At 65.7% G+C, this 18,790-nt stretch carries 17 protein-coding genes; 13 read left to right on the top strand and 4 right to left on the bottom strand.

Translation table 11 applies throughout. The features are described from left to right. The first annotated feature begins 75 nt into the window (after positions 1–75). Entirely contained in the window at positions 76–690 is a 615-nt protein-coding gene (locus tag EN874_RS13965; protein WP_127425252.1) for a TetR/AcrR family transcriptional regulator, read from the top strand. Between the two features lie 37 nt (positions 691–727). On the opposite strand, the gene EN874_RS13960 is transcribed toward EN874_RS13965, so the two are convergent. Further along, positions 728–1,912: a Gfo/Idh/MocA family oxidoreductase gene (locus EN874_RS13960; protein ID WP_127425251.1), complete on the bottom strand. Its 1,185-nt coding sequence runs from the start codon at positions 1,910–1,912 to the stop codon at positions 728–730. A 270-nt stretch (positions 1,913–2,182) separates the two neighbouring features. Here EN874_RS13960 and EN874_RS13955 point away from each other — a divergent pair, with 270 nt between their 5' ends. The 9 genes from EN874_RS13955 (at position 2,183) to EN874_RS13915 (ending at position 11,939) form a co-directional block, all read left to right on the top strand. Continuing rightward, a complete protein-coding gene (locus EN874_RS13955; protein WP_127425250.1) occupies positions 2,183–3,073 on the top strand; it encodes a MurR/RpiR family transcriptional regulator in 891 nt (296 codons plus the stop codon). Between the two features lie 71 nt (positions 3,074–3,144). Then, positions 3,145–3,927 (top strand): SDR family oxidoreductase, encoded by a 783-nt coding sequence (locus EN874_RS13950; RefSeq protein ID WP_127425249.1) that lies wholly within the window; start codon positions 3,145–3,147, stop codon positions 3,925–3,927. Continuing rightward, on the top strand, positions 3,924–5,453 hold the full coding sequence (locus EN874_RS13945; RefSeq protein WP_245513559.1) for a mannitol dehydrogenase family protein: 1,530 nt from the start codon (positions 3,924–3,926) through the stop codon (positions 5,451–5,453). The genes EN874_RS13950 and EN874_RS13945 overlap by 4 nt, the downstream gene beginning before the upstream one ends. Before the next feature lie 19 nt (positions 5,454–5,472). Next, the gene (locus EN874_RS13940; protein ID WP_127425247.1) at positions 5,473–6,387 is read left to right on the top strand and encodes a sugar phosphate isomerase/epimerase; all 915 of its coding nucleotides are present in this window, start codon (positions 5,473–5,475) and stop codon (positions 6,385–6,387) included. 75 nt (positions 6,388–6,462) lie between these two features. Further along, a complete protein-coding gene (locus EN874_RS13935) occupies positions 6,463–7,512 on the top strand; it encodes an ABC transporter substrate-binding protein (RefSeq protein ID WP_127425246.1) in 1,050 nt (349 codons plus the stop codon). A gap of 102 nt (positions 7,513–7,614) precedes the next feature. Further along, positions 7,615–9,162: a sugar ABC transporter ATP-binding protein gene (locus tag EN874_RS13930; RefSeq protein WP_127425245.1), complete on the top strand. Its 1,548-nt coding sequence runs from the start codon at positions 7,615–7,617 to the stop codon at positions 9,160–9,162. Next, a complete protein-coding gene (locus EN874_RS13925) occupies positions 9,159–10,145 on the top strand; it encodes an ABC transporter permease (RefSeq protein WP_127425244.1) in 987 nt (328 codons plus the stop codon). The genes EN874_RS13930 and EN874_RS13925 overlap by 4 nt, the downstream gene beginning before the upstream one ends. Beyond that, entirely contained in the window at positions 10,142–11,128 is a 987-nt protein-coding gene (locus EN874_RS13920; protein WP_127425243.1) for an ABC transporter permease, read from the top strand. Before EN874_RS13925 ends, EN874_RS13920 begins: the two co-directional genes overlap by 4 nt. Positions 11,129–11,216: 88 nt before the next feature. Next, positions 11,217–11,939: a Crp/Fnr family transcriptional regulator gene (locus EN874_RS13915; protein WP_245513558.1), complete on the top strand. Its 723-nt coding sequence runs from the start codon at positions 11,217–11,219 to the stop codon at positions 11,937–11,939. 57 nt (positions 11,940–11,996) lie between these two features. Here EN874_RS13915 and EN874_RS13910 read toward each other — a convergent pair whose 3' ends face one another. After that, complete coding sequence (locus tag EN874_RS13910; protein WP_127425241.1) at positions 11,997–13,490, bottom strand: ATP-binding protein; 1,494 nt, start codon at positions 13,488–13,490, stop codon at positions 11,997–11,999. 217 nt (positions 13,491–13,707) lie between these two features. On the opposite strand from EN874_RS13910, the gene EN874_RS13905 reads away from it, so the two are divergent. After that, positions 13,708–13,962 carry a hypothetical protein gene (locus EN874_RS13905; protein WP_126087661.1) on the top strand — a complete coding sequence of 85 codons (255 nt, stop codon included), beginning with the start codon at positions 13,708–13,710 and terminating at the stop codon, positions 13,960–13,962. 125 nt (positions 13,963–14,087) lie between these two features. Here EN874_RS13905 and EN874_RS13900 read toward each other — a convergent pair whose 3' ends face one another. After that, entirely contained in the window at positions 14,088–14,573 is a 486-nt protein-coding gene (locus EN874_RS13900) for a hypothetical protein (protein WP_127425240.1), read from the bottom strand. Between the two features lie 185 nt (positions 14,574–14,758). Here EN874_RS13900 and EN874_RS13895 point away from each other — a divergent pair, with 185 nt between their 5' ends. Then, positions 14,759–15,124 carry a RidA family protein gene (locus tag EN874_RS13895; protein ID WP_126087659.1) on the top strand — a complete coding sequence of 122 codons (366 nt, stop codon included), beginning with the start codon at positions 14,759–14,761 and terminating at the stop codon, positions 15,122–15,124. Positions 15,125–15,151: 27 nt separating this feature from the next. Continuing rightward, a complete protein-coding gene (locus tag EN874_RS13890; protein ID WP_127425239.1) occupies positions 15,152–16,390 on the top strand; it encodes an amidohydrolase/deacetylase family metallohydrolase in 1,239 nt (412 codons plus the stop codon). A gap of 205 nt (positions 16,391–16,595) precedes the next feature. On the opposite strand, the gene EN874_RS13885 is transcribed toward EN874_RS13890, so the two are convergent. Continuing rightward, positions 16,596–18,386 (bottom strand): NAD(P)/FAD-dependent oxidoreductase, encoded by a 1,791-nt coding sequence (locus EN874_RS13885; RefSeq protein ID WP_127425238.1) that lies wholly within the window; start codon positions 18,384–18,386, stop codon positions 16,596–16,598. Positions 18,387–18,790: the final 404 nt, after the last annotated feature.

Raw genomic sequence — 18,790 nt, 5'->3', positions numbered from 1 at the left:
ATCCATGCCTGCCGTTCTGGAAAAGGCGCGCCGGAAGTAGCGCTCCAACAGTGTGAAGCGAAGAAGGAGTGATCCATGCCTCGGGAGATCGATCGGCGAGCCGCCCGTACCCGCAGAGCCCTTCACCAGGCGCTGCTGGCGCTCATGCTGCGCAAGGGCTACGAGGCCCTCTCCGTGCAGGACATCATCGATGAAGCCGATGTCGGTCGCTCCACCTTCTATGCGCATTATGCCGGCAAGGAGGATCTCCTGCGCAGTGGTTTCCAGATGCTTCGACAGGAGCTCATCGAGGCGTCCGCGGCACGCGCGGGAGCCGAGGCATCAGGCGACGATCCGCTTGGCTTCAGCACGGCCATGTTCGACCATGCGGCCCGGTATGCCGACCACTACCGGACGATGATCGGCGGACGAGGCGGTGCGGTGACGGAGAACGAGATCCGCCTGATCCTGTCGGAAATGGTGCGGCAGGAACTGCCCGCTGCCCTTCACGGCGACGTCCCGCGCGACTTCGTCGTGCAATTCATCGTCGGCGCCTTTCTTACGGCGCTGAACTGGTGGTTCGAGCGCAAGCCGAAACTGTCGCCGTCCCAGGTCGACGCCATGTTCCGGAGCCTGGTGCTCGACGGGCTTTCACCCTCGATCGGTGGCAAGCGCGTGCCAGCGGATCGCCCCGCTGCAAGTCGCGATTGAGATTGATCGACCTCAAGAAACTCCGCCCCGACTGCGCTCACGCAAACCGCGCAGCCGTCCAAGCGCCGCCTGCCGCGTTCGATTCCACCGCCGCCGCCACGAACTTCACGCCGCGCGCGCCGGCGACCACGTCGGGCACCTGCGCCGCGCGCGCGGCATCGACCGTTCCGCCCGAGCGATGCGCGCGGATGATGTCTGCAGCGTCGCGGTAGAAATTGGCGAAGGCCTCGATATAGCCTTCCGGATGCGCGGCCGGCATGCGCGACACGCGCCGGGCTTCCGCTGTCGAGCCGTGGCCGCCGCGCACCAGTATGCGCGTCTCCTCGCCATAGGGCGAGAAGCGCAGTTCCTCCGGCCGCGCGCCCGACCACTCGAGCCCGGCCTTGTCGCCATAGATCCGCACCGAAAGGTCGTTATAGTGGCCGGGCGAGGTCTGGCTGGCGAGGATGGTGCCGCGCGCGCCGCCCGTCCAGCGCACCAGGACATGCGCGTTGTCGTCGAGCCGCCGTCCTGGCACGGCGGTGAAAAGGTCGGCCGAAACCGCCTCGGCCTCTGAGCCGGAAATGAAGCTCGCCAAGTTGAAGGCATGGACGCCGATATCGGCCAGCACCGCCGATTGCCCGGCGCGCGCCGGATCGGTGCGCCATTCGGCCTGCTTCTGTCCTTGCGCGTCGATCGGCTGCGTCAGCCAGTCCTGGATATAGGCGCCATGCACCGAAACGACGCGGCCGAGTTCGCCCGCCGCCACCATCTCGCGCGCCTGCCGCACCATGGCGTAGCCGGTGTTGTTGAGCGTGACGACGAAGCGGCGCTTCTTGGCTTCTGTCAGCGCCACCAGCGCCTCGGCCTCGGCAAGCGTCGTCGACAACGGCTTGTCGCAGATGACGTCGATGCCGGCTTCGAGGAAGGCGGTTGCGATCGGCGCGTGCAGGTGGTTGGGCGTGACGATGACCACCGCCTCGATGCCGTCGGGGCGAGCCGCTTCCGCCTTTGCCATGACGCGGTAGTCGGCATAGCTGCGCTCCGTCGCGATGCCGATCTCGGCGGCGGATGTCGCGGCGTTTTCCGGATCCGAGGAAAGCGCTCCGGCCACCAGCGCGATCTGGTCGTCGAGCCGCATGGCGAGGCGATGCACCGCGCCGATGAACGCGTTGCGGCCGCCGCCGACCATGCCGACCGTCAGGCGTTTGCGCGTCGATCCGTCAGCCGTTGCATAGACCATGTTTCGATTCCTCCCGGATGGCTGTGATTGGCAGCGCAGGACTATAGGAGGCTCCTCGCCGGTTTCGAACAGATTTTCCAAATTTTGTTTTGTAAAACGATCGTGCCGCACTAGCCTCGCGCGAAAACCGAGGGTTTGGGCAATGGAAGCAGGACAACCGTTTCAGATTTTGAACTCGCCCCTTTTTCCGGGCGTCAGCTTCAACGGAAGGTGGTCTCCGCCACAAATTGGGTTGCCTTCATACGCCATGGCTCAAACCCGGCCCATCCCATGAGCGGCGCGCGCATTTCATCTGGCCGGGCCAGTGCCGGCGACAGCGCTCCCCGCAAACAGGGCCGCTCGCTCGCGGCGCTTGGCTACGCCAAACCGCAGACCTATGAAGAGCTGCGCGCCGTGCTCTCTTCCGGAACCGTGCATTTCCCGAAGCGGCTGCGCCAGGTCGCAATATTCCTGTGGCAGCATCCGAGCGACGTGGCGCTTGGCACCATCGCCCAGGTGGCCGACCAGGCCGGCGTGCAGCCCTCGACCCTGGTGCGCTTCGCACAGATCTTCGGCTATGCCGGCTTTTCCGATTTACAGGGCCTGTTCAAGGATCATATGAAAGGTTCCTGGCCGGAACGCACGGACGCCGAACGCCCGGCAGAACCCAATGCCGACCTGCATTTCCTCAACGGCATGGTCGGCGCCTCGCAAACCTCGCTCGGCCGCATCGGCAGCGGCTTCGACATCGACAGCTTCGAGAAAATGGCCGACCTGCTTGCAAGAGCCGAGCTGATCTATGTCATCGGCAGCAAGCGCGCCTTCCCCGTCACCACCTATCTGTCGCTGACGCTGTCGCAGCAGGGCGTGCGCAACGTGCTGGTCGACAATGTCGGCTCGACCGCGCTCGACCAGGTCGGCTGCATCGGTCCCCGCGACGCGGTGCTCGCCGTCTCTTTCAGCCCCTACAATTCGATCACGCCGGACCTGGTCGCCGTCGCGCATGAGCGCAAGGCGCGCATCGTCACCATCACCGACAGCACTTTCTCGCCGTTGGTGAAGCTCTCCGACACCTGGCTGGAAGTGGTGGAACAGGATTTCGCCGGCTTCCGTTCGCTGGCCGCGACGCTCGCCGTCGGAATGGCCTTGGTCCACTGCGTCGTCACCCGCCGGACAGGCTGACTGGCGCGATTGACTACCGGGAACTATCGTTCCATATTTGAAAAAATAGAAACTTTATTCCGGGAGGAGGAATGGAGGTTCGGCTCGACGGCAAGGTGGTGCTGGTCACCGGCGCGACGCAAGGCATTGGCCGCGCGATCGCCGAGATTGCCGCGCGTTCGGGCGCGGAAGGTCTCGTGATTACCGGGCGCAACAAACTGCGCGGCACCGAGGCCGCGGCGGCGATTTCGAAGGCGGGCGCTCCCACGGTGATCGTTCCGGCCGATCTCTCCGACCAATCTGCGCCGGCGCAGCTGGTGGATTTTTGCGTTTCCCACTTCGGTCGTATCGACGGGCTGGTCAACGCAGCCGGCCTCACCGACCGCGCCTCCTTTGTCGATGCCAAGCTCGAAGACTGGGAGGCGCTATTCGCCGTCAACGCCCGCGCGCCCTTCTTCCTGATGCAGGCTGCGATCGCCGACATGAAGAAGCGCGGTGAAGGCGGCGCCATCGTCAACATCCTGTCGATCAACGCGCATTGCGGCGCGCCGGAGCTTGCCGTCTATTCAGCCACCAAGGGCGCGCTGGCGACGCTGACCAAGAACGCCGCCAACGCGCATCGCTTCGACCGCATCCGCGTCAACGGCATCAATGTCGGCTGGACCGACACCCCGGCCGAACGCGACATGCAGGCCGAGACGCTGGGCCTGGGACCGGGCTGGCTCGATGCCGCCAACGCGACGCAACCCTTCGGCAGGCTGTTCTCGGTCAACGACATCGCCAGCCTCGCCGTCTTCCTGCTCTCCGATGCCGCCGGCCCGATGACAGGCGCGCTGATCGACCAGGAGCAATGGGTGATCGGAGCGAACCGGTGAGCGCTGCCGAGAGCCTTGGACCAGCCCTGCTCGGCCGCTTGCCGTCGGAGGTAAGAAAGCCGGCTTACGATCGCTCGGCGCTGCGTCCAGGCATCGCGCATATCGGCGTCGGCGCATTCCATCGCTGCCATCAGGCCGAATACACCGACGATCTTCTGGCGAAGGATTTCGACCGCTGGGGACTTGTCGGCATCAACATCCGCCCGCCTTTGCTTGGCCAGACGCTTGGCCGGCAAGGCGGTCTCTACACGCGGCTGATCCGCCAGAACGACGAGGTCGAGGCGCGCGTCATCGGCGGCATCGTGCGTGTCGTCGACAGCCAGGAAAGTGCGGCGCCGGCGCTCGAGGTGCTTTCCTCGCCCGCGATCGAAATGGTCACCATGACGGTGACCGAGAAGGGCTATTGCCACATCCCGTCGAGCGGCGCGCTCGACCTCGGCCACCCCGACATCGTCCACGATCTTGCCATCCCGCAAGCGCCGCGCAGCGTGCCCGGCATCCTGGCACGGGCTCTTGAGCTGCGCATGGCCTCGCATGGCCGGCCGGTGACGCTGCTGTCCTGCGACAACATCCCGGCCAACGGCATCATCCTCCGCAATGTCGTACGTGCAATCGCCGAGCGGCGCGGCAACGGGTTGACGGACTGGATCGAAGCCAACGTCGCCTTTCCCTCGGCCATGGTCGACCGTATCGCGCCCGCCACGACCGGGGCCGATATCGACACGGTCGAAGAGCGTTTCGGCTATCGCGACAGCGCCGTCGTCGTCGGCGAGCGGTTCCGCCAATGGGTGATCGAGAACCGCTTCGCCGGCCGCGCGCCGCGCTGGGACCGTGTCGGCGCCATCTTCGTCGACGACGTCACCCCGTTCGAGCATCTCAAGATGCGGGTGCTGAACGGCGCCCAGACGACGCTTGCCCATCTCGGCGTGCTCGGCGGCTTCGAGCATACGTCGGACGCCATGGCCGATCCGGTTCTTGCCGCTTTCGTCCGCCGCATGCTGAGCGAAGAGACGCTGCCGACGCTGATGCCGGTCCCCGGCATCTCGCCGCCGGCCTATGTCGAGCAAAGCCTTGCCCGCCTTACCAACACGGCGATCCGCCACCGCAACCACCAGATCGCCACCGACGGCTCGCAGAAGGTCGTGCAGCGCCTGCTCAACCCGATCCGCGACCGCCTGGCCAAGGGCGAGAGCATCGCCCTTCTCTCGGTGCCTGTCGCCGGCTGGATGGCCTACCTGGTCAAGGCTTCCGCGCGCTTCGGCCGCGCCTGGCGGGTGTCCGATCCCTTTGCCGAGAAGATCACGGCAATTGCCGGCAACATCGGTTCGGACAGCAAGGCTCTTGCCGATGCAATCCTCGCCATCGACGCCATTTTCGATCCGGCGCTTGCCGCCGACGCCAGGTTCCGTGCGCATGTCGTCGCCGGTCTCGACGGCCTGCTCTCGGACGATCCGATTGGCTTTGTCGGACAAGTCTGTGCTGGGCCAACCGATGTGCGGTTGAAGCAGCCGGCGCGATCTGCATAGTTAGGAATTGGGAGGGAACATGAAGCTCGGACTGCTCACCGCGCCATTCCCGGACGCCCCGCTTGGCGAAGTCGTCGACTGGGCGCGATCGGCCGGCTTCGAGGCGCTTGAGATCGCCTGCTGGCCGAAGGCTTCCGGCAGCAGCCGCCGCTATGCCGGCACCAGCCATATCGACGCCGTCGGCACCTCCGCGTCGGAAGCCAAGGACATCGCCGCCGAGCTTGCCGGCAAGGGCCTGACGATCTCCGGCCTCGGCTTCTATCCCAATCCCCTCCATCCCGATCAGGCGCATCGCGAGGCCGTCATCGATCATCTGAAGAAAGTGATCGTGCTGGCGAGCCGCATGGGTGTCTCCCTCGTCAACACCTTCTGCGGCGGCGATGCCTCGAAGACCGTCGACGCCAATTGGGAAGAGGCGCAAAAGGTCTGGCCTGAAATCATCGCTCACGCGCGCGAGCATGGCGTCAAGCTCGCCTTCGAGAACTGCCCGATGATCTTCAGCTATGACGAATGGCCGGGCGGGCACAACATCGCCTACTCGCCCTATGTCTGGCGCCGTATCCTGGAGGCCTGGGGCGGCGATGTCGGCATGAATTTCGACCCCTCGCATCTCGTCTGGCAGATGATCGACAAGGAGCGCTTCATCCGCGAGTTCGGCCCGCACATGCTGCATGTCCACGCCAAGGACCTGATGATTGATCATGATGGTTTGTACGAGCGCGGAATCCTTTCGGCCGGCATAGGCTGGCAGGTGCCGCGCATGCCGGGGCTGGGCGATATCAACTGGAGCACCATCTTTTCGGGTCTCTATAGGGCTGGATATGACGGGCCGGTGATCATCGAGCACGAGGACCGCCGATTCGAGGGGAGCGACGACAAGGTGAAGCGCGGTTTTCTGCTGGCCCGCGACGTGCTGCGTCCCTTCGTCAAATGAAGGAATGACGGCTTGGCTCCGATCGTGTTGGAGCCGTTGAACTGCAACTGACAGTCACTGTGGAGGAGTACTGATATGAAGAAATACCTGACCATGGGCCCGCTACCCATGATTCCACTACTTGCAGGTGCTGCCTTGCTTGCCTCGGTGGGCGTCTCGTCCGCCGAAGGCAAGTACACGATCGGCATTTCCAACACCGTGCAGGGCAATGGCTGGCGCGAGGAGATGATCTGCGCCATGAAGGCGCAGGCGCTTGCCTCTGGCGAGGTGGCGAAGCTCAACATCGCCCACCGCAACACCGACGCCGCCGGTCAGCTCGAGGACATCCGCAACCTGATCAGCGCCAAGGTCAACGCCATCGTCGTCAACCCGGCCGACCCGGCGGGCATCAAGGCCGGCCTGGAGGAAGCCACCAAGGCCGGCATCGTCGTCGTCGCCGTCGACCAGGCGGTGACCGAGCCGTCCGCCTACATCATCTCCAACAACCAGGAGCAATATGCCTATCTCGGCGCCAAGTGGCTGTTCCAGCAGATGGGCGGCAAGGGCGAGGTGCTTTACATGCGCGGCGCCGCCGGCGCCTCGGCCGACAGCGACCGCGACAAGGGCTTCAAGAAGGCGCTGGCCGAATTCCCGGATGTCAAGGTCGCGCAGGAGGTGTTCACCGGCTGGCAGCAGGATCAAGGCAAGCAGCAGATCCTGTCCTTCCTCGCCACGGGAGCGCCGATCAACGGCATCTGGACCTCCGGCATCGACAACGTCATCGTCGACGCGCTGGTCGAGCAGCAGGCGCCGATGGTGCCGGTTGTCGGCGCCGACAACGCCGGCTTTGTCGGCCAGCTGAACTCGGTCAAGGACCTGGTCGGCGCGGCCGTCACCAACCCCGGCTCGATCGGCGGCGCCGGCATCACGCTGGCGCTGCAGATCCTCGACGGCAAGAAGCCGGCGCAGCAGACCGTGTTGGTCGAGCCGCAGCTCTGGGAGAACGCCACCGACGAGGGCAAGGCCAAGCTGAAGGCCGCCGCCGATCCGTCGCTCAGCTCCGAGTGGCCGGTCTCCATCTCGATCCCTGATTGGACCTCCTACACCAAGGACCAGATCGTCGCCTGCAAGGGCCCGGGCGAATAAACGCCTGATCTGAAACGGAAGCGCGAGGGCGCCGGACTAAGGTCTGGCGTCGTTGCTATTTGATTTGGCACGCATAATTTGAGCCGTTGGACCGAGAACGTTTTGACCGTCAACCCTCTCCTCGACGCCACCGGCGTCGCGAAAAATTATGGCGCGGTGGCCGCGCTGCGCAATGCGTCGCTGTCGGTGCTGCCGGGCGAAGTTCACGCATTGATGGGCGCCAACGGGGCCGGCAAGTCGACGCTGGTGAAGATCCTGACCGGCGCCATCCGCTCGGACGCCGGCCGCATCCTGATCCGCGGCGAGGTCCGCGACGTGCGCTCGCCCGCCGCCGCCCGCCGTGCCGGGCTGCTGCCGGTCTACCAGGAGCCGGCGCTGATCCCCGACCTCGATGTGCTTTCCAACCTGCGGCTGACCGGCACGCCGGTCGATCCGTTCCGCGCCTGGGTGCGCGAGCTCGGCATCCCCAATCTCGATATTCGCGAGACCGCGCGTGACATTCCGCTGGCCGTGCTGCGCGTGCTCGATCTGGCGCGCGCGCTCGCCGTCGAACCCGACGTGCTGCTGCTCGACGAGATGACGGCGGCGCTTCCCGCCAACCTCGCCGAAAAGGTGCTGGACGTCGTGCGCCGCCAGGGCGACAGCGGCCGCTCGGTCATCTTCATCTCGCACCGATTCGTCGAGATATCGGCGCTCTGCGACCGCGCCACGGTGCTGCGCGACGGCGCCACCGTCGGTGTCGTCGATATCGAGCCGGGCATCGAGGAAAAGATCGTCGAGATGATGCTCGGCGCCCGCATCGAAAAGACCAGCGTCGCCGCCGCCAGGATGGCAAGCGAGGCGTCATCCGTGCAGCACAGCCATCCTCGGCTTGTCGTGCGCAACCTTCGGCTCGGCACCAAGCTCAACGACGTCTCCTTCGATCTCGCCAATGGTGAGGTGGCGGGCGTCGTCGCGCTCGAGGGCCAGGGCCAGGACGAGCTCTTCGCCGCGCTTGCCGGCTCGATCCGGCCCGCCGACGGCACGATCGAGGTCGACGGCGCGCCGGTGAAGTTTTCGCATCCGAGCGACGCTATCCAAGCCGGCATCGCCTATGTCCCGGGCGACCGCACCGAGGCTTTAGCCATGCAGCGCTCGGTGCGCGAGAACATCGCGCTGCCCTTCAGCGCGGCGCTCCGCAAATGGGGGCCGATCCGGGTGCAGCGGGAACGCATGGTGGTTTCCAGCGCCATCGGCCGGCTGCAGATCGACACCCGCGCGCAGGGCGAGGTGCAGCGGCTTTCGGGCGGCAACCAGCAGAAGGTGACCATCGCCCGCTGGATCGCGGCGGATGCCCGCACCATCCTCTGCTTCGACCCGACGCGCGGCATCGATGTCGGCACCAAGCAGGAGATCTACAAATTGCTGCGCGAGCTTGCCGGCCTCGGCAAGTCGGTCCTCTTCTACACATCCGAGCTGGAGGAGGTGCAGCGGGTCTGCGACCGCGTCATCGTCATCTTCGGCGGTCGCGTCGTCGACACTTTCCCAGTCGAGCTGGCCGACGAGCCGGCGCTGATGCGCGCGGCCTACGGCCTGCCGCGCGGCGCCAGGGAGGATGTCGGCATCCTTGCCGATGTCAGGCCCGCTTCCGATACGGAGGCCGCGCCATGATGCGCTTCCTGCGCCGCCAGGGCTGGGTCGCCGGCCTGCTCGCCTTGCTCATCTTCCTGTTCGTCATCACCAGGCTGATCCAGCCGGGCTACGGCAGCGGCGACTTCGGCTCGCTGGCGCGGGCAGTTCTGCCCTACGCCTTTGCAGTTGCCGCGCAGACCGTCGTCGTGATCGCCGGCGGCATCGACCTCTCCGTCGCCGCCATGATGGCGCTGACCAGCGTCACCGCCGCCTCGATGATGAGCGGCGCCAGCGAGGAATATGCCTTCTTCGTCGTGCCCTTCGTGTTGGCCATGGGGCTGGTGCTCGGCGCGATGAACGGCTTGCTCATCGTCGTCACCCGCGTGCCGGATATCGTCGTCACCTTGGCCACGCTGTTCGTGCTGCAGGGGGCGGCGCTGCTGGTGCTCGACGCGCCCGGCGGCGCCGCTGCCGAGTGGCTCAAGGCAACCGTCGTCGGCACCATGCCGATACCGAACGTGCCTGACAATATTGATGCCTGGGTGCCGAAGGCGCTGGTGCTGCTGCTCGTCTGCCTTTTCGTCATCTGGATCCCGCTCAGGCGCTCGCGCCTCGGCCTTTCCATCTACGCCATCGGCAGCGACGAGCTCGCCGCCTTCCGCAGCGGCGTGCCGGTGGCGCGCACCAGGATCGTCGCCTATGCGCTCTCCGGCCTGTTCGCGGCGCTTGGCGGGCTGTCGCTCACCATCAGCACCGGCATCGGCGCGCCGATCCCCGGCCCTTACCTGCTCGCCAGCGTCGCCGCAGTGGTTCTGGGCGGCGTCGCGCTCGGCGGCGGCAAGGGCGGGCTGCTCGGACCGATCATCGCCGTCTTCGTGCTCAGGCTGGTGCGCACCGACCTCACGCTTTTAGCCATCGACCCCAATGTCACCGCCATCATCGAGGGCGCCATCATGGTGGCCGTGGTGATGTTCGGCGCCTTCATCACCATCCGCGGCCGCCCGGCAGGAGCAACGCCATGAGCTCAAGCGCGACCATGCCCCAACCGGTATCGTTCGGCCGCCGACTGAAGCGCTTCATGGCGGACCGCCCGCTCATTCCGCTGGTCATACTGCTCGTCATCCTTGTCTTGATCCTGCAGCTCCTGCGTCCAGGCATCGTCAACGAGCGTTGGATCGCCAACACCGCGAAGTTCGCCATTCCGCTGGCGATCCTGGCCGGCTGCCAGACCATGACCATGCTGACCGGCGGCATCGACCTTTCCGTCGGCACGGTGGCGACGATGAGCGCCTTCATCATGGCCACCCAGATCGTCAACCAGGATCCAGCGGTGGCGTTTGTCCTCGCCATGCTGCCGGCGGTGCTGATCGGCCTCGTCAACGGCATCGGCGTCGGCGTCTTCCGCGTCCATCCGCTGATCATGACGCTTGGCACCAGCCTGATAGGCACCGGCTTCCTGCAGGTCTACCAGCGCACCGTGATCGCCTCCGGCGCCAGGATTCCGGACTTCCTCAACTGGCTGGGCACCGGCCTCACCTATGGCTTCCCCAACGCGCTCTTCCTGTTCGTGCCGGTGGCGGCGCTGATCGTCTTCATGCTCAATCGCACCGGCTTCGGCCGCCTGCTCTATGCCGTCGGCGACAACGAGCGCGCGGCGAGGCTTTCCGGTGTCCGCTACTGGCAGGTGATCACCGCGCTCTACGTGATCTCCAGCCTGCTCGCCGGCATCACCGGCCTGCTCTATATCGGCCTGATCAAGGCGCCGTCGCTCTCGCTCGCCGAGCCGCTGGTGCTGCCCTCCGTGGCGGCGGCCGTGATCGGCGGCACCTCGATCTTCGGCGGTCGCGGCGGCTATATGGGCACCATCGTCGGCGCGCTGATCCTGACCGTGCTCACGACGCTGCTCACCATCCTGCACATGCCCGAAGGCGGCCGCCGCATCCTCTTCGGCTTCATCGTCCTGTTCGTGACCGCGGCCTATCTGAGGATCATCGAGGACCGGTAGGAAACCAGGAGGCCGGTGCCGGCTGCGACGCCATCGCCCCCCGCCACGCGTTGCTGGCGGGCAGCGGGAACACTATAGCTGTTCCACCGTGCGCGAAGACATCCATACGAAGGGCATCCCGGTCCTGTGCGTTTCATGCGAAGCGCGGCATCGCGGCATATGCGGCGCGCTCAGCCCCGATCAATTGGTGACGCTTTCCAAGTCGACGAGGCGGCACAAGGCCGAAGCCGGCAGGGAACTGGTCAGCGATGTCGGAAGCGTTGATCGCTTCTCCAACGTGCTTTCGGGTGTCGTGAAGCTGACCAAGACGCTTTCCGATGGCCGCCAGCAGATCGTCGGCCTCCAGTTCGCCCCCGACTTCCTCGGCAGACCCTTCCAGGCCGAGAGCACGCTGACCGCCGAGGCCGCGACCGACGTCGAGCTGTGCTCGTTCCCGCGCCAGGCGCTGGAGCGCATGATGAAGGAGCAGCCGGACCTCGAGCATCGCCTGCTCGAACAAAAGCTGCGCGAGCTCGACCTGGCGCGCGACTGGATGGTGGCGCTCGGCCGCAAGACCGCCGCCGAGAAGATCGCCAGCTTCCTCCTGATGATCGCGCGCAACATCGATCCCGCCGCGGGTCCCGAGCGCCGCGGCGCGTCTTTCGACCTGCCGCTGACACGCGCGGAAATCGCGGATTTCCTGGGGCTGACCGTGGAGACGGTGAGCCGGCAGATCACCCGCTTGCGCGGCGAGAATGTGATCCGCGTCGAGAACAACCGTCACGTCATGGTCGACGACATCCAGCGTCTCGCGGCACACGCCGGCAACTGATCCCTGGCGCTGCCCCCGATGGCGACGATCCGCCGGATTCGTGCTTCGGCCCGGCTCTCACGCCGCCGAGCTGTCCTGCTCTTCTGCATTCGGATCGCCCGGCGCCGTCGCCCAGGCGAGCTCAACCAGCGTCACCGTGCGCCGGCCGGCGCCGTCGATCTGGCAGACGATGAGGCCCTGTTCCTCGATGTAATCGAGCAGCCGCCGCGCACGGCGCAAGGAGTGAGATCCATAGGCCCGCGCGATCGCCGCGTCGCTCGGGCAGGGCCAGCCTTCCTTTGCCGCGCGGGCGATCATCATGAACACGCCCTGCATGTCCTCGGGCAGCAGCGACGCCCGCACCGAGACGTCCCGCCAGGCATCGTCCTCGGCCATGTCGGAGCCGACGCCGGCGCGGGCGCGCGTCAGCATGCGGCGGAACTCCGAAAGGTCGGGCACGACCGACGCGAGGCCCTCGATGCGGCAGCGAACCACGAACTCCTGGAAAAGCACGCCGATGACGCGGAAACCGGCGTCGGGCTCGGCCAGGATGGCGCGCAGGATTCGGTCCATCCGCTCGCGCCGCTCGGCGAGGTCTTCGGCGCTCGGCTGCGGCTCGGCCGGTTCCGGACGGATGTCCAGCGGCGCGGCCTTGGCCGCCATCAGCTGGTCGAGCAGGTCCGGCGAGGGCCGGCGCTGCGGCCGTACCGTCTCCGGCGGCGGCGCCGCCAGGATGACCGAGCGCGCATCCTCGAGCGTTGCTTCCGGCAGCGGCATCAGCCGCGGCGTGCCGTTGCGCGGGCTCGTCTCCGTCGAGCCGATCCGCAGGCTCAGCGGGCGGCGCGACAATGCGGGCCCGAGCGCCATGAAATGGCCGCGTTCCAGGTCGCGAAACGCCTCCGCCTGCCGCCGCTCCATGCCGAGCAGGTCGGCCGCGCGCGCCATGTCGATGTCGAGGAAGGTCCGGCCCATCAGGAAGTTGGAGGCTTCCGCCGCGACGTTCTTGGCGAGCTTTGCCAGCCGCTGCGTTGCGATGATGCCGGCAAGCCCGCGCTTGCGGCCGCGGCACATCAGATTGGTCATGGCGCTGAGCGAAAGCTTGCGCGCCTCGTCGGAAACCTCGCCGGCGGCGGCCGGCGCGAAGAGCTGGGCTTCGTCGACCACCACCAGCATCGGGTACCAATGGTCGCGCGCGACTTCGAACAGGCCGCCGAGGAAGGCAGCGGCGCGCCGCATCTGGTTCTCGGCATCGAGCCCTTCGAGGTTGAGCACCGTCGAGACGCGATGGATGCGCGCCCGCTCGCCGGCCGCCTGCAGGCCGCGCTCGGTATGCTCTTCGGCATCGATCACCAGATGGCCGTAGCGCTCGCCGAGCGAGACGAAGTCGCCTTCGGGGTCGACGATGGTCTGCTGCACCCAGGGCGCGCTCTGCTCCAGCAGACGGCGCAGCAGGTGCGACTTGCCGGAGCCCGAATTGCCCTGCACCAGCAGGCGGGTTGCCAGCAGTTCCTCAAGGTCGAGGGCCGCCGGCGCGCCCGCCGTCGTCTGCCCCATCTCGATTGCAACCGTCATCTCTCGACTCGAAAAGTCTCCCTGCGCGCAAGGGGCTTAGCAACCGGAACGCGATGCGTCGAGCACGGGCCATGGCCGTCGGCGCAGTGTTCCACATCTAACGGGCAAATGGCGGCAGGCTGTCGCCAGCCGCTCTGGTCCTACCACCATTTCGCTGGCGCAATCCCACCATTGGCGTATCATCCTGTCATGGAGGGTTCATGGCAGGAGGAGGCCAATGAACGTCGCTTCGGAAGTCCCCGTCATGGATCCGACGGTGCAAGATCTTGTTTCGTTTGCCCTTTCGAAATTTCGCGCCGGCGACACAATCTCGACCCGCGCGATGCTCGACGTCATCCGCCAGTCGGACCCCGCCTGCGAGGACAGCGACGACCACCTGGTCGAACTGATCGTCATGGCCGCCGTTGGTAAGACCATGGGCATCGTCTTCGATCATCGCTCGCCCGATGAGCGGCTGGCGCGCCTGTCCTAGAAGAACCCCGAAGAACGGCCCCTGAAGCGCGTTGCGATCTTTTCAGATCCGCTTCATGCACTTTGGGTTTTGATTCTACGCATGTCTTTATCCCGGAACCGGTTCCCACTTTCGGGAGACATGCTTTAGCCTCCCAGCGGATGCGGCATATAGCCGACGAAGCCGGCGATCTTCCAGCGGCCGCCGACCTTGCGGCAGAAGTAGAGCGTCTGCCATTTGAGGCGGTCGACGCTGCCGTCGGCCCTGGCGACCGAACCGTCGAACTTCTTGTGCAGCACCGCCCGGTCGCCGTCGACGTCGATGTCGCGCATGTTGGTGACGCGGAACAGCGCTTCGCGCAGCGGCTCGGCGAATTTCGTCGCGGCCGTTTCCTTGGCCTGCCGCAGCCATTCGTCGCGGTAGATTTCCAGCCTGGGGAACTGCAGCCGCCAAGCGTCGGCATTGGCAAGGAAATGCGCATGCATGCCGAAGAAGCTTTCGGCAATGAAATCGTCCTCGACCATCGACCAGTCCTGGCCGAGGAAGGCATCGATGTCGCGCCGCACCAGCATTTCCCACAACGCATGGCGGTCGGCATCGCCTTCCGGAAACGGATTCTTGTCGAAGGTCATCGGATCACCCCCTCTCTCATGCGTGATTGGCCGGCTTGGAGGGCGCAGGATGCTCAGGCTTTTGTAATAAAGCAACATGGATTTTTCGAAAAAATGTTGCTTTCCGACATTGCTCTACGGGGGGCACGCCGATAAGCGTAGACGGCTACAAGGGCGACCCATCCGGTCGACAACAGGAGGCTCATTTGTCCAAGCAATGCTTTGGAAAGTCGCATGTCCCGCTCTCGCCAGCCGTGCGCGCCGGCGATTTCGTCTATGTCTCCGGCCAGGTGCCGGTGGGAAGCGACGGCCTCGTGGTCAAGGGTGGGATTACAGAGCAGGCCGAGCAGGTGCTGCAGAACGTCAAGGCCGCGCTGGCGCTTGCCGGCTGCACCATGGACGATGTGGTCAAGACCACCGTCTGGCTCGAGGACGCCCGCGATTTCGGCGCCTTCAACACGGTCTATGCCAGGCATTTCCCGAACGACCCGCCGGCGCGCACCACCGTCGAGTCGCGCCTAATGATCGACATCAAGATCGAGGTCGAAGCTGTAGCTTACCGGCCGGCCTGATCACGGAACGATAGCGAGGAGGCGCCAATGCAGTTCGATCTGCTGATCAAGGGCGGTCGTGTGATTGATCCGGCGTCAGGCCTCGACGCATCACGCGACGTCGCCATCGCCGATGGCCGCGTCGCCGCCATCGACGCGGCGATCGATGCCGAGGCCGCCGGTGAGGTCGTCGACGCCAGGGACTGCATCGTCACGCCCGGGCTCGTCGACCTGCACAGCCATGTCTACTGGGGCGGCACGTCGCTTGGCGTCGATGCCGACGGGCTCGCCGCCAAGAGCGGCACCACCACCTTCATCGACGCCGGCAGCGCCGGAGCCGGCAATTTCCTGGGCTTTCGCCGCCATGTCATCGAGCGTTCGAAGGTCCGCATCCTCGCCTATGTCAACATCTCCTTCGCCGGCATCTTCGGCTTCGCCAAGACCGTGTCCGTCGGCGAATGTTCCGATCTCAGGCTCTGCGAGCCGCGCGAGACGGTGGCGGCGGTGCGCGAGCACGCCGACGTCGTCGTCGGCGTCAAGGTGCGTTCCGGCAAGCATGCCGGCGGCACCAGCGGCATCGCGCCGGTCGACCTCGCGCTCGAGGCCGCCGACAAGGTCGGCCTACCGCTGATGGCACATATCGACGAGCCGCCGCCCGGCCGCTCGGAAGTGCTGCCCAGGCTGCGCCGCGGCGATATCCTCACCCACTGCTTCCGACCGTTTCCCAACGCGCCGGTCTTCGCTTCGGGCGCGGTGCGGCCGGACATGCGCCTTGCCCGCGAGCGCGGCGTCATCTTCGACATCGGCCACGGCATGGGCTCCTTCGACTTCGAGGTCGCGAAGGCGATGCTTGCCGAAGGCCTGGCGCCCGACGTCATCTCGAGCGATGTGCATCTGTACTGCGTCGACGGCCCGGCCTTCGACATCCTCGTCTGCATGTCTAAGCTCATGGCGCTCGGCATGCCGCTGGTCGAGGTGCTGCGCGCGGCAACGCAGCGCCCGGCGGAGGCAATCGCGAGGCCAGAGCTCGGCACGCTGAAGGTTGGCGGCATCGGCGAAGTCGCGGTGCTCAAATTGCAGCCGGGTCGCTTCACCTTCGTCGACGCGGTCGGCGCCTCGCTGGGCGCGGACCAGCGGCTGGTCTCCAACGGCATCGTCATCGGCGGCAAATGGTGGCCGAACGAAGCGCCCGACCACAACGAGACCGAGCGCTTCGAAGCGCACGCGCATCATACGCATGTCGATGTCGCGGCCAGGCATTTTGGCCCTTCATCTTCGTCATTCTAGGGCGGAGCGACGCGAAGCGGAACGCAGACCCTAGAATCCATGCCGTGACTGTTGCCTAAGAATGCGGCGGTGCAGAATGGGCTCGAGACGATCCCGTGAAAGAAGCCCGTTCTGGTCCGCTTGCGTACGCCACAAATGTCATGGCATGGATTCTAGGGTCTTCGCGCGTCGCTTCGCTCCTTGCTCCGCCCTAGAATGACGAACGCTAGGTTCGCGAATTGCTCGGCTCGCCGTAAACCGGCGTCGCAATCCCTTCCATGCGCGCCTTGAGCTGCATCGCCACGAACTTCGAATAGAAGCGCGACAGCGCCAGGTTGCCGCCGTGGAACCACAGCGCCTCCTGCGCCGTCGGCTTCCACATGTTGCGCAACTCGCCCTGCCACGGGCCGGGGTCGCCCTTGACGCCGGAGCCAAGGCCCCAGCACGGGCCGACCTTGTCGGCAACCTCGCGCGAGACGATCCCCGCCACCGTCTCGTTCATCGACTGGTAGCCGGTGCAGGAGATGATCGCGTCGACGGCAAGTTCGCTGCCGTCCTCGAACAGGATGCCGCTCGGCGTCAGCGACTTGATGCCGACGCCGCTCTTCACCGCGATCTCGCCGTTCAGGATCAGCTCGCAGGCGCCGACGTCGATGTAGAAACCTGAACCGGTGCGATAGGCCTTCATCAAAAGCCCGGTCTCGTCCTCGCCGAAGTCGATGGCGAAGCCGCTGGCGCTGAGGCGCTCGTAGAATTCCGCGTCGCGCTCACGGATGATATCGTAGAGTGCGCGCTGACCTTTCGGCACCAGCGCGAACGGCGTCGAGGCGACGATCATGTCGGCCTTGTCGGTGGTGATGCCGCGCGCCAGCGCCTTCTCCGAAAAGATCTCGAAGCCGACTTCCATCAGCGTGTCGGACTTCACCACCGTCGTCGGCGAGCGCTGCACCATGGTAATCTTGGCGCCTGCCTCCCAGAGATCGACGCTGACATCATGGCCCGAACTTGCCGCGCCGATCACCGCGACGCGCTTGCCGCGGAACGGCTCGCCGGTGGAATACTGGCTGGAATGGAGGAGCTCGCCCGTGAAGCTGTCCGCGCCGGGGAGATCGATCTGACGCGGCGGCCCGTAGGCGCCGGTGGCGAAGACGATATGCTTCGGCTTCAGCGTGATGCGCTGGCCGACGCGGTCGACCACCACCGTCCAGACCTTTTCGGCCTCGTCATAGGCGGCGCTTACGCATTTGGTGGCGACCCAGTAGTTCAGCTCCATGACGCGGGCATACATTTCAAGCCAGTCGCCCATCTTGTCCTTGGGCGTGAAGACCGGCCAGTTCTCCGGGAACGGAATGTAGGGCAGATGGTCGTACCAGACCGGATCGTGCAGCACGAGCGAACGGTAGCGGTTGCGCCAGGAATCGCCCGCGCGCGCATTCTTCTCGACGATAAGCGTCGGAACGCCGAGCTGTCGCAGCCGGGCGCCGAGCATGATGCCGCCCTGGCCGCCGCCGATCACCAGGCAATAGGGCTGCTCGTGCACGCCAAGCTCGCGCGCCTCGCGCGCCCTTTTCTCCGCCCAGGTCTCACGCTCGGGATCGGCCTTGTGGCGGATGCCGAGCGGACGGGCCGGTCCCTTTTGCTCCTCGAAGCCCTTGAGCTCGCTCATCGCCGTGAACAGCGTGCGGCAGCGGCCGTCCCTGAGCCGCAGGATGCCCTCGCCTCGCGCCACCACCGTCTCGAAAGTGAACCAGGCCTCGATGACGCCGTCATCGACGCTTGCTTCACCGGACAGGCGCCAATGCAAGGGCTGCGCCATCGACAGCGTCGCCCCCAGCATCTCGCGGATCGCCGCCGGCCCTTCCATGGTTTTTATGTTCCAGGTGAAGGCAAGCAAATCGCGCCAGTAGCAATCCTCGATGAAAAGGTTGGTCGCCGCCTCGATGTCGCCGGCCTCGAGCGCACGGCCGAAGGTGCCGAGCCAGGTTGCCGCCTGTTGCGATGGTGCGATGTCGAGCATTCTTCTTCGTTTCCCTGGATTACGCAGATCATAGCCGCATGACTGTCGGCTTCGGTCATCGGCCAGTCCTTCCCTGCCGCCCGCTGGCCGGCTTCGCCTTCGTGCGTCCAAGTCACGTGCTTGCACGCCATCGATTGCGACCCGCCCCAGCCGCCGTCTAGGAAAGTAGCATAGCAAGTAAGATAGCCACAGATTGATTTGCGGACTGCGCTGCTGCAGCTCGTTTGACCGTCATGACCTCGAGGCGGCTTTGCTTGCCGCTCGAATGCTGGAACAGCCGGCGTGGAAGCATTGTCGACGAGGATCGTCGGCTACGCCAACCCAAGAACCGTCAAAACGCCTATAAAAATCCTATATCTTTTCTCCCCGCCCCGTCTCGAACCTTTATGGCGGCCGGGTCCATA

It is taken from the genome of Mesorhizobium sp. M1D.F.Ca.ET.231.01.1.1 (assembly GCF_003999155.2).
GTDB lineage: Bacteria > Pseudomonadota > Alphaproteobacteria > Rhizobiales > Rhizobiaceae > Mesorhizobium.
The sequence above is the reverse complement of the archived record's forward strand: the minus strand, read 5'-3'. Positions and strand labels throughout refer to the sequence as shown.

Excerpts from the sequence above, each read along its gene's own strand:
- EN874_RS13935 (WP_127425246.1), top strand. The coding sequence starts at position 6,463 with ATGAAGAAATACCTGACCATGGGCCCGCTACCCATGATTCCACTACTT.
- EN874_RS13885 (WP_127425238.1), bottom strand. The coding sequence starts at position 18,386 with ATGCTCGACATCGCACCATCGCAACAGGCGGCAACCTGGCTCGGCACC.
- EN874_RS13960 (WP_127425251.1), bottom strand. The coding sequence starts at position 1,912 with ATGGTCTATGCAACGGCTGACGGATCGACGCGCAAACGCCTGACGGTC.
- EN874_RS13905 (WP_126087661.1), top strand. The coding sequence starts at position 13,708 with ATGAACGTCGCTTCGGAAGTCCCCGTCATGGATCCGACGGTGCAAGAT.
- EN874_RS13940 (WP_127425247.1), top strand. The coding sequence starts at position 5,473 with ATGAAGCTCGGACTGCTCACCGCGCCATTCCCGGACGCCCCGCTTGGC.
- EN874_RS13890 (WP_127425239.1), top strand. The coding sequence starts at position 15,152 with ATGCAGTTCGATCTGCTGATCAAGGGCGGTCGTGTGATTGATCCGGCG.
- EN874_RS13910 (WP_127425241.1), bottom strand. The coding sequence starts at position 13,490 with ATGACGGTTGCAATCGAGATGGGGCAGACGACGGCGGGCGCGCCGGCG.
- EN874_RS13920 (WP_127425243.1), top strand. The coding sequence starts at position 10,142 with ATGAGCTCAAGCGCGACCATGCCCCAACCGGTATCGTTCGGCCGCCGA.
- EN874_RS13965 (WP_127425252.1), top strand. The coding sequence starts at position 76 with ATGCCTCGGGAGATCGATCGGCGAGCCGCCCGTACCCGCAGAGCCCTT.
- EN874_RS13900 (WP_127425240.1), bottom strand. The coding sequence starts at position 14,573 with ATGACCTTCGACAAGAATCCGTTTCCGGAAGGCGATGCCGACCGCCAT.
- EN874_RS13925 (WP_127425244.1), top strand. The coding sequence starts at position 9,159 with ATGATGCGCTTCCTGCGCCGCCAGGGCTGGGTCGCCGGCCTGCTCGCC.
- EN874_RS13955 (WP_127425250.1), top strand. The coding sequence starts at position 2,183 with ATGAGCGGCGCGCGCATTTCATCTGGCCGGGCCAGTGCCGGCGACAGC.
- EN874_RS13950 (WP_127425249.1), top strand. The coding sequence starts at position 3,145 with ATGGAGGTTCGGCTCGACGGCAAGGTGGTGCTGGTCACCGGCGCGACG.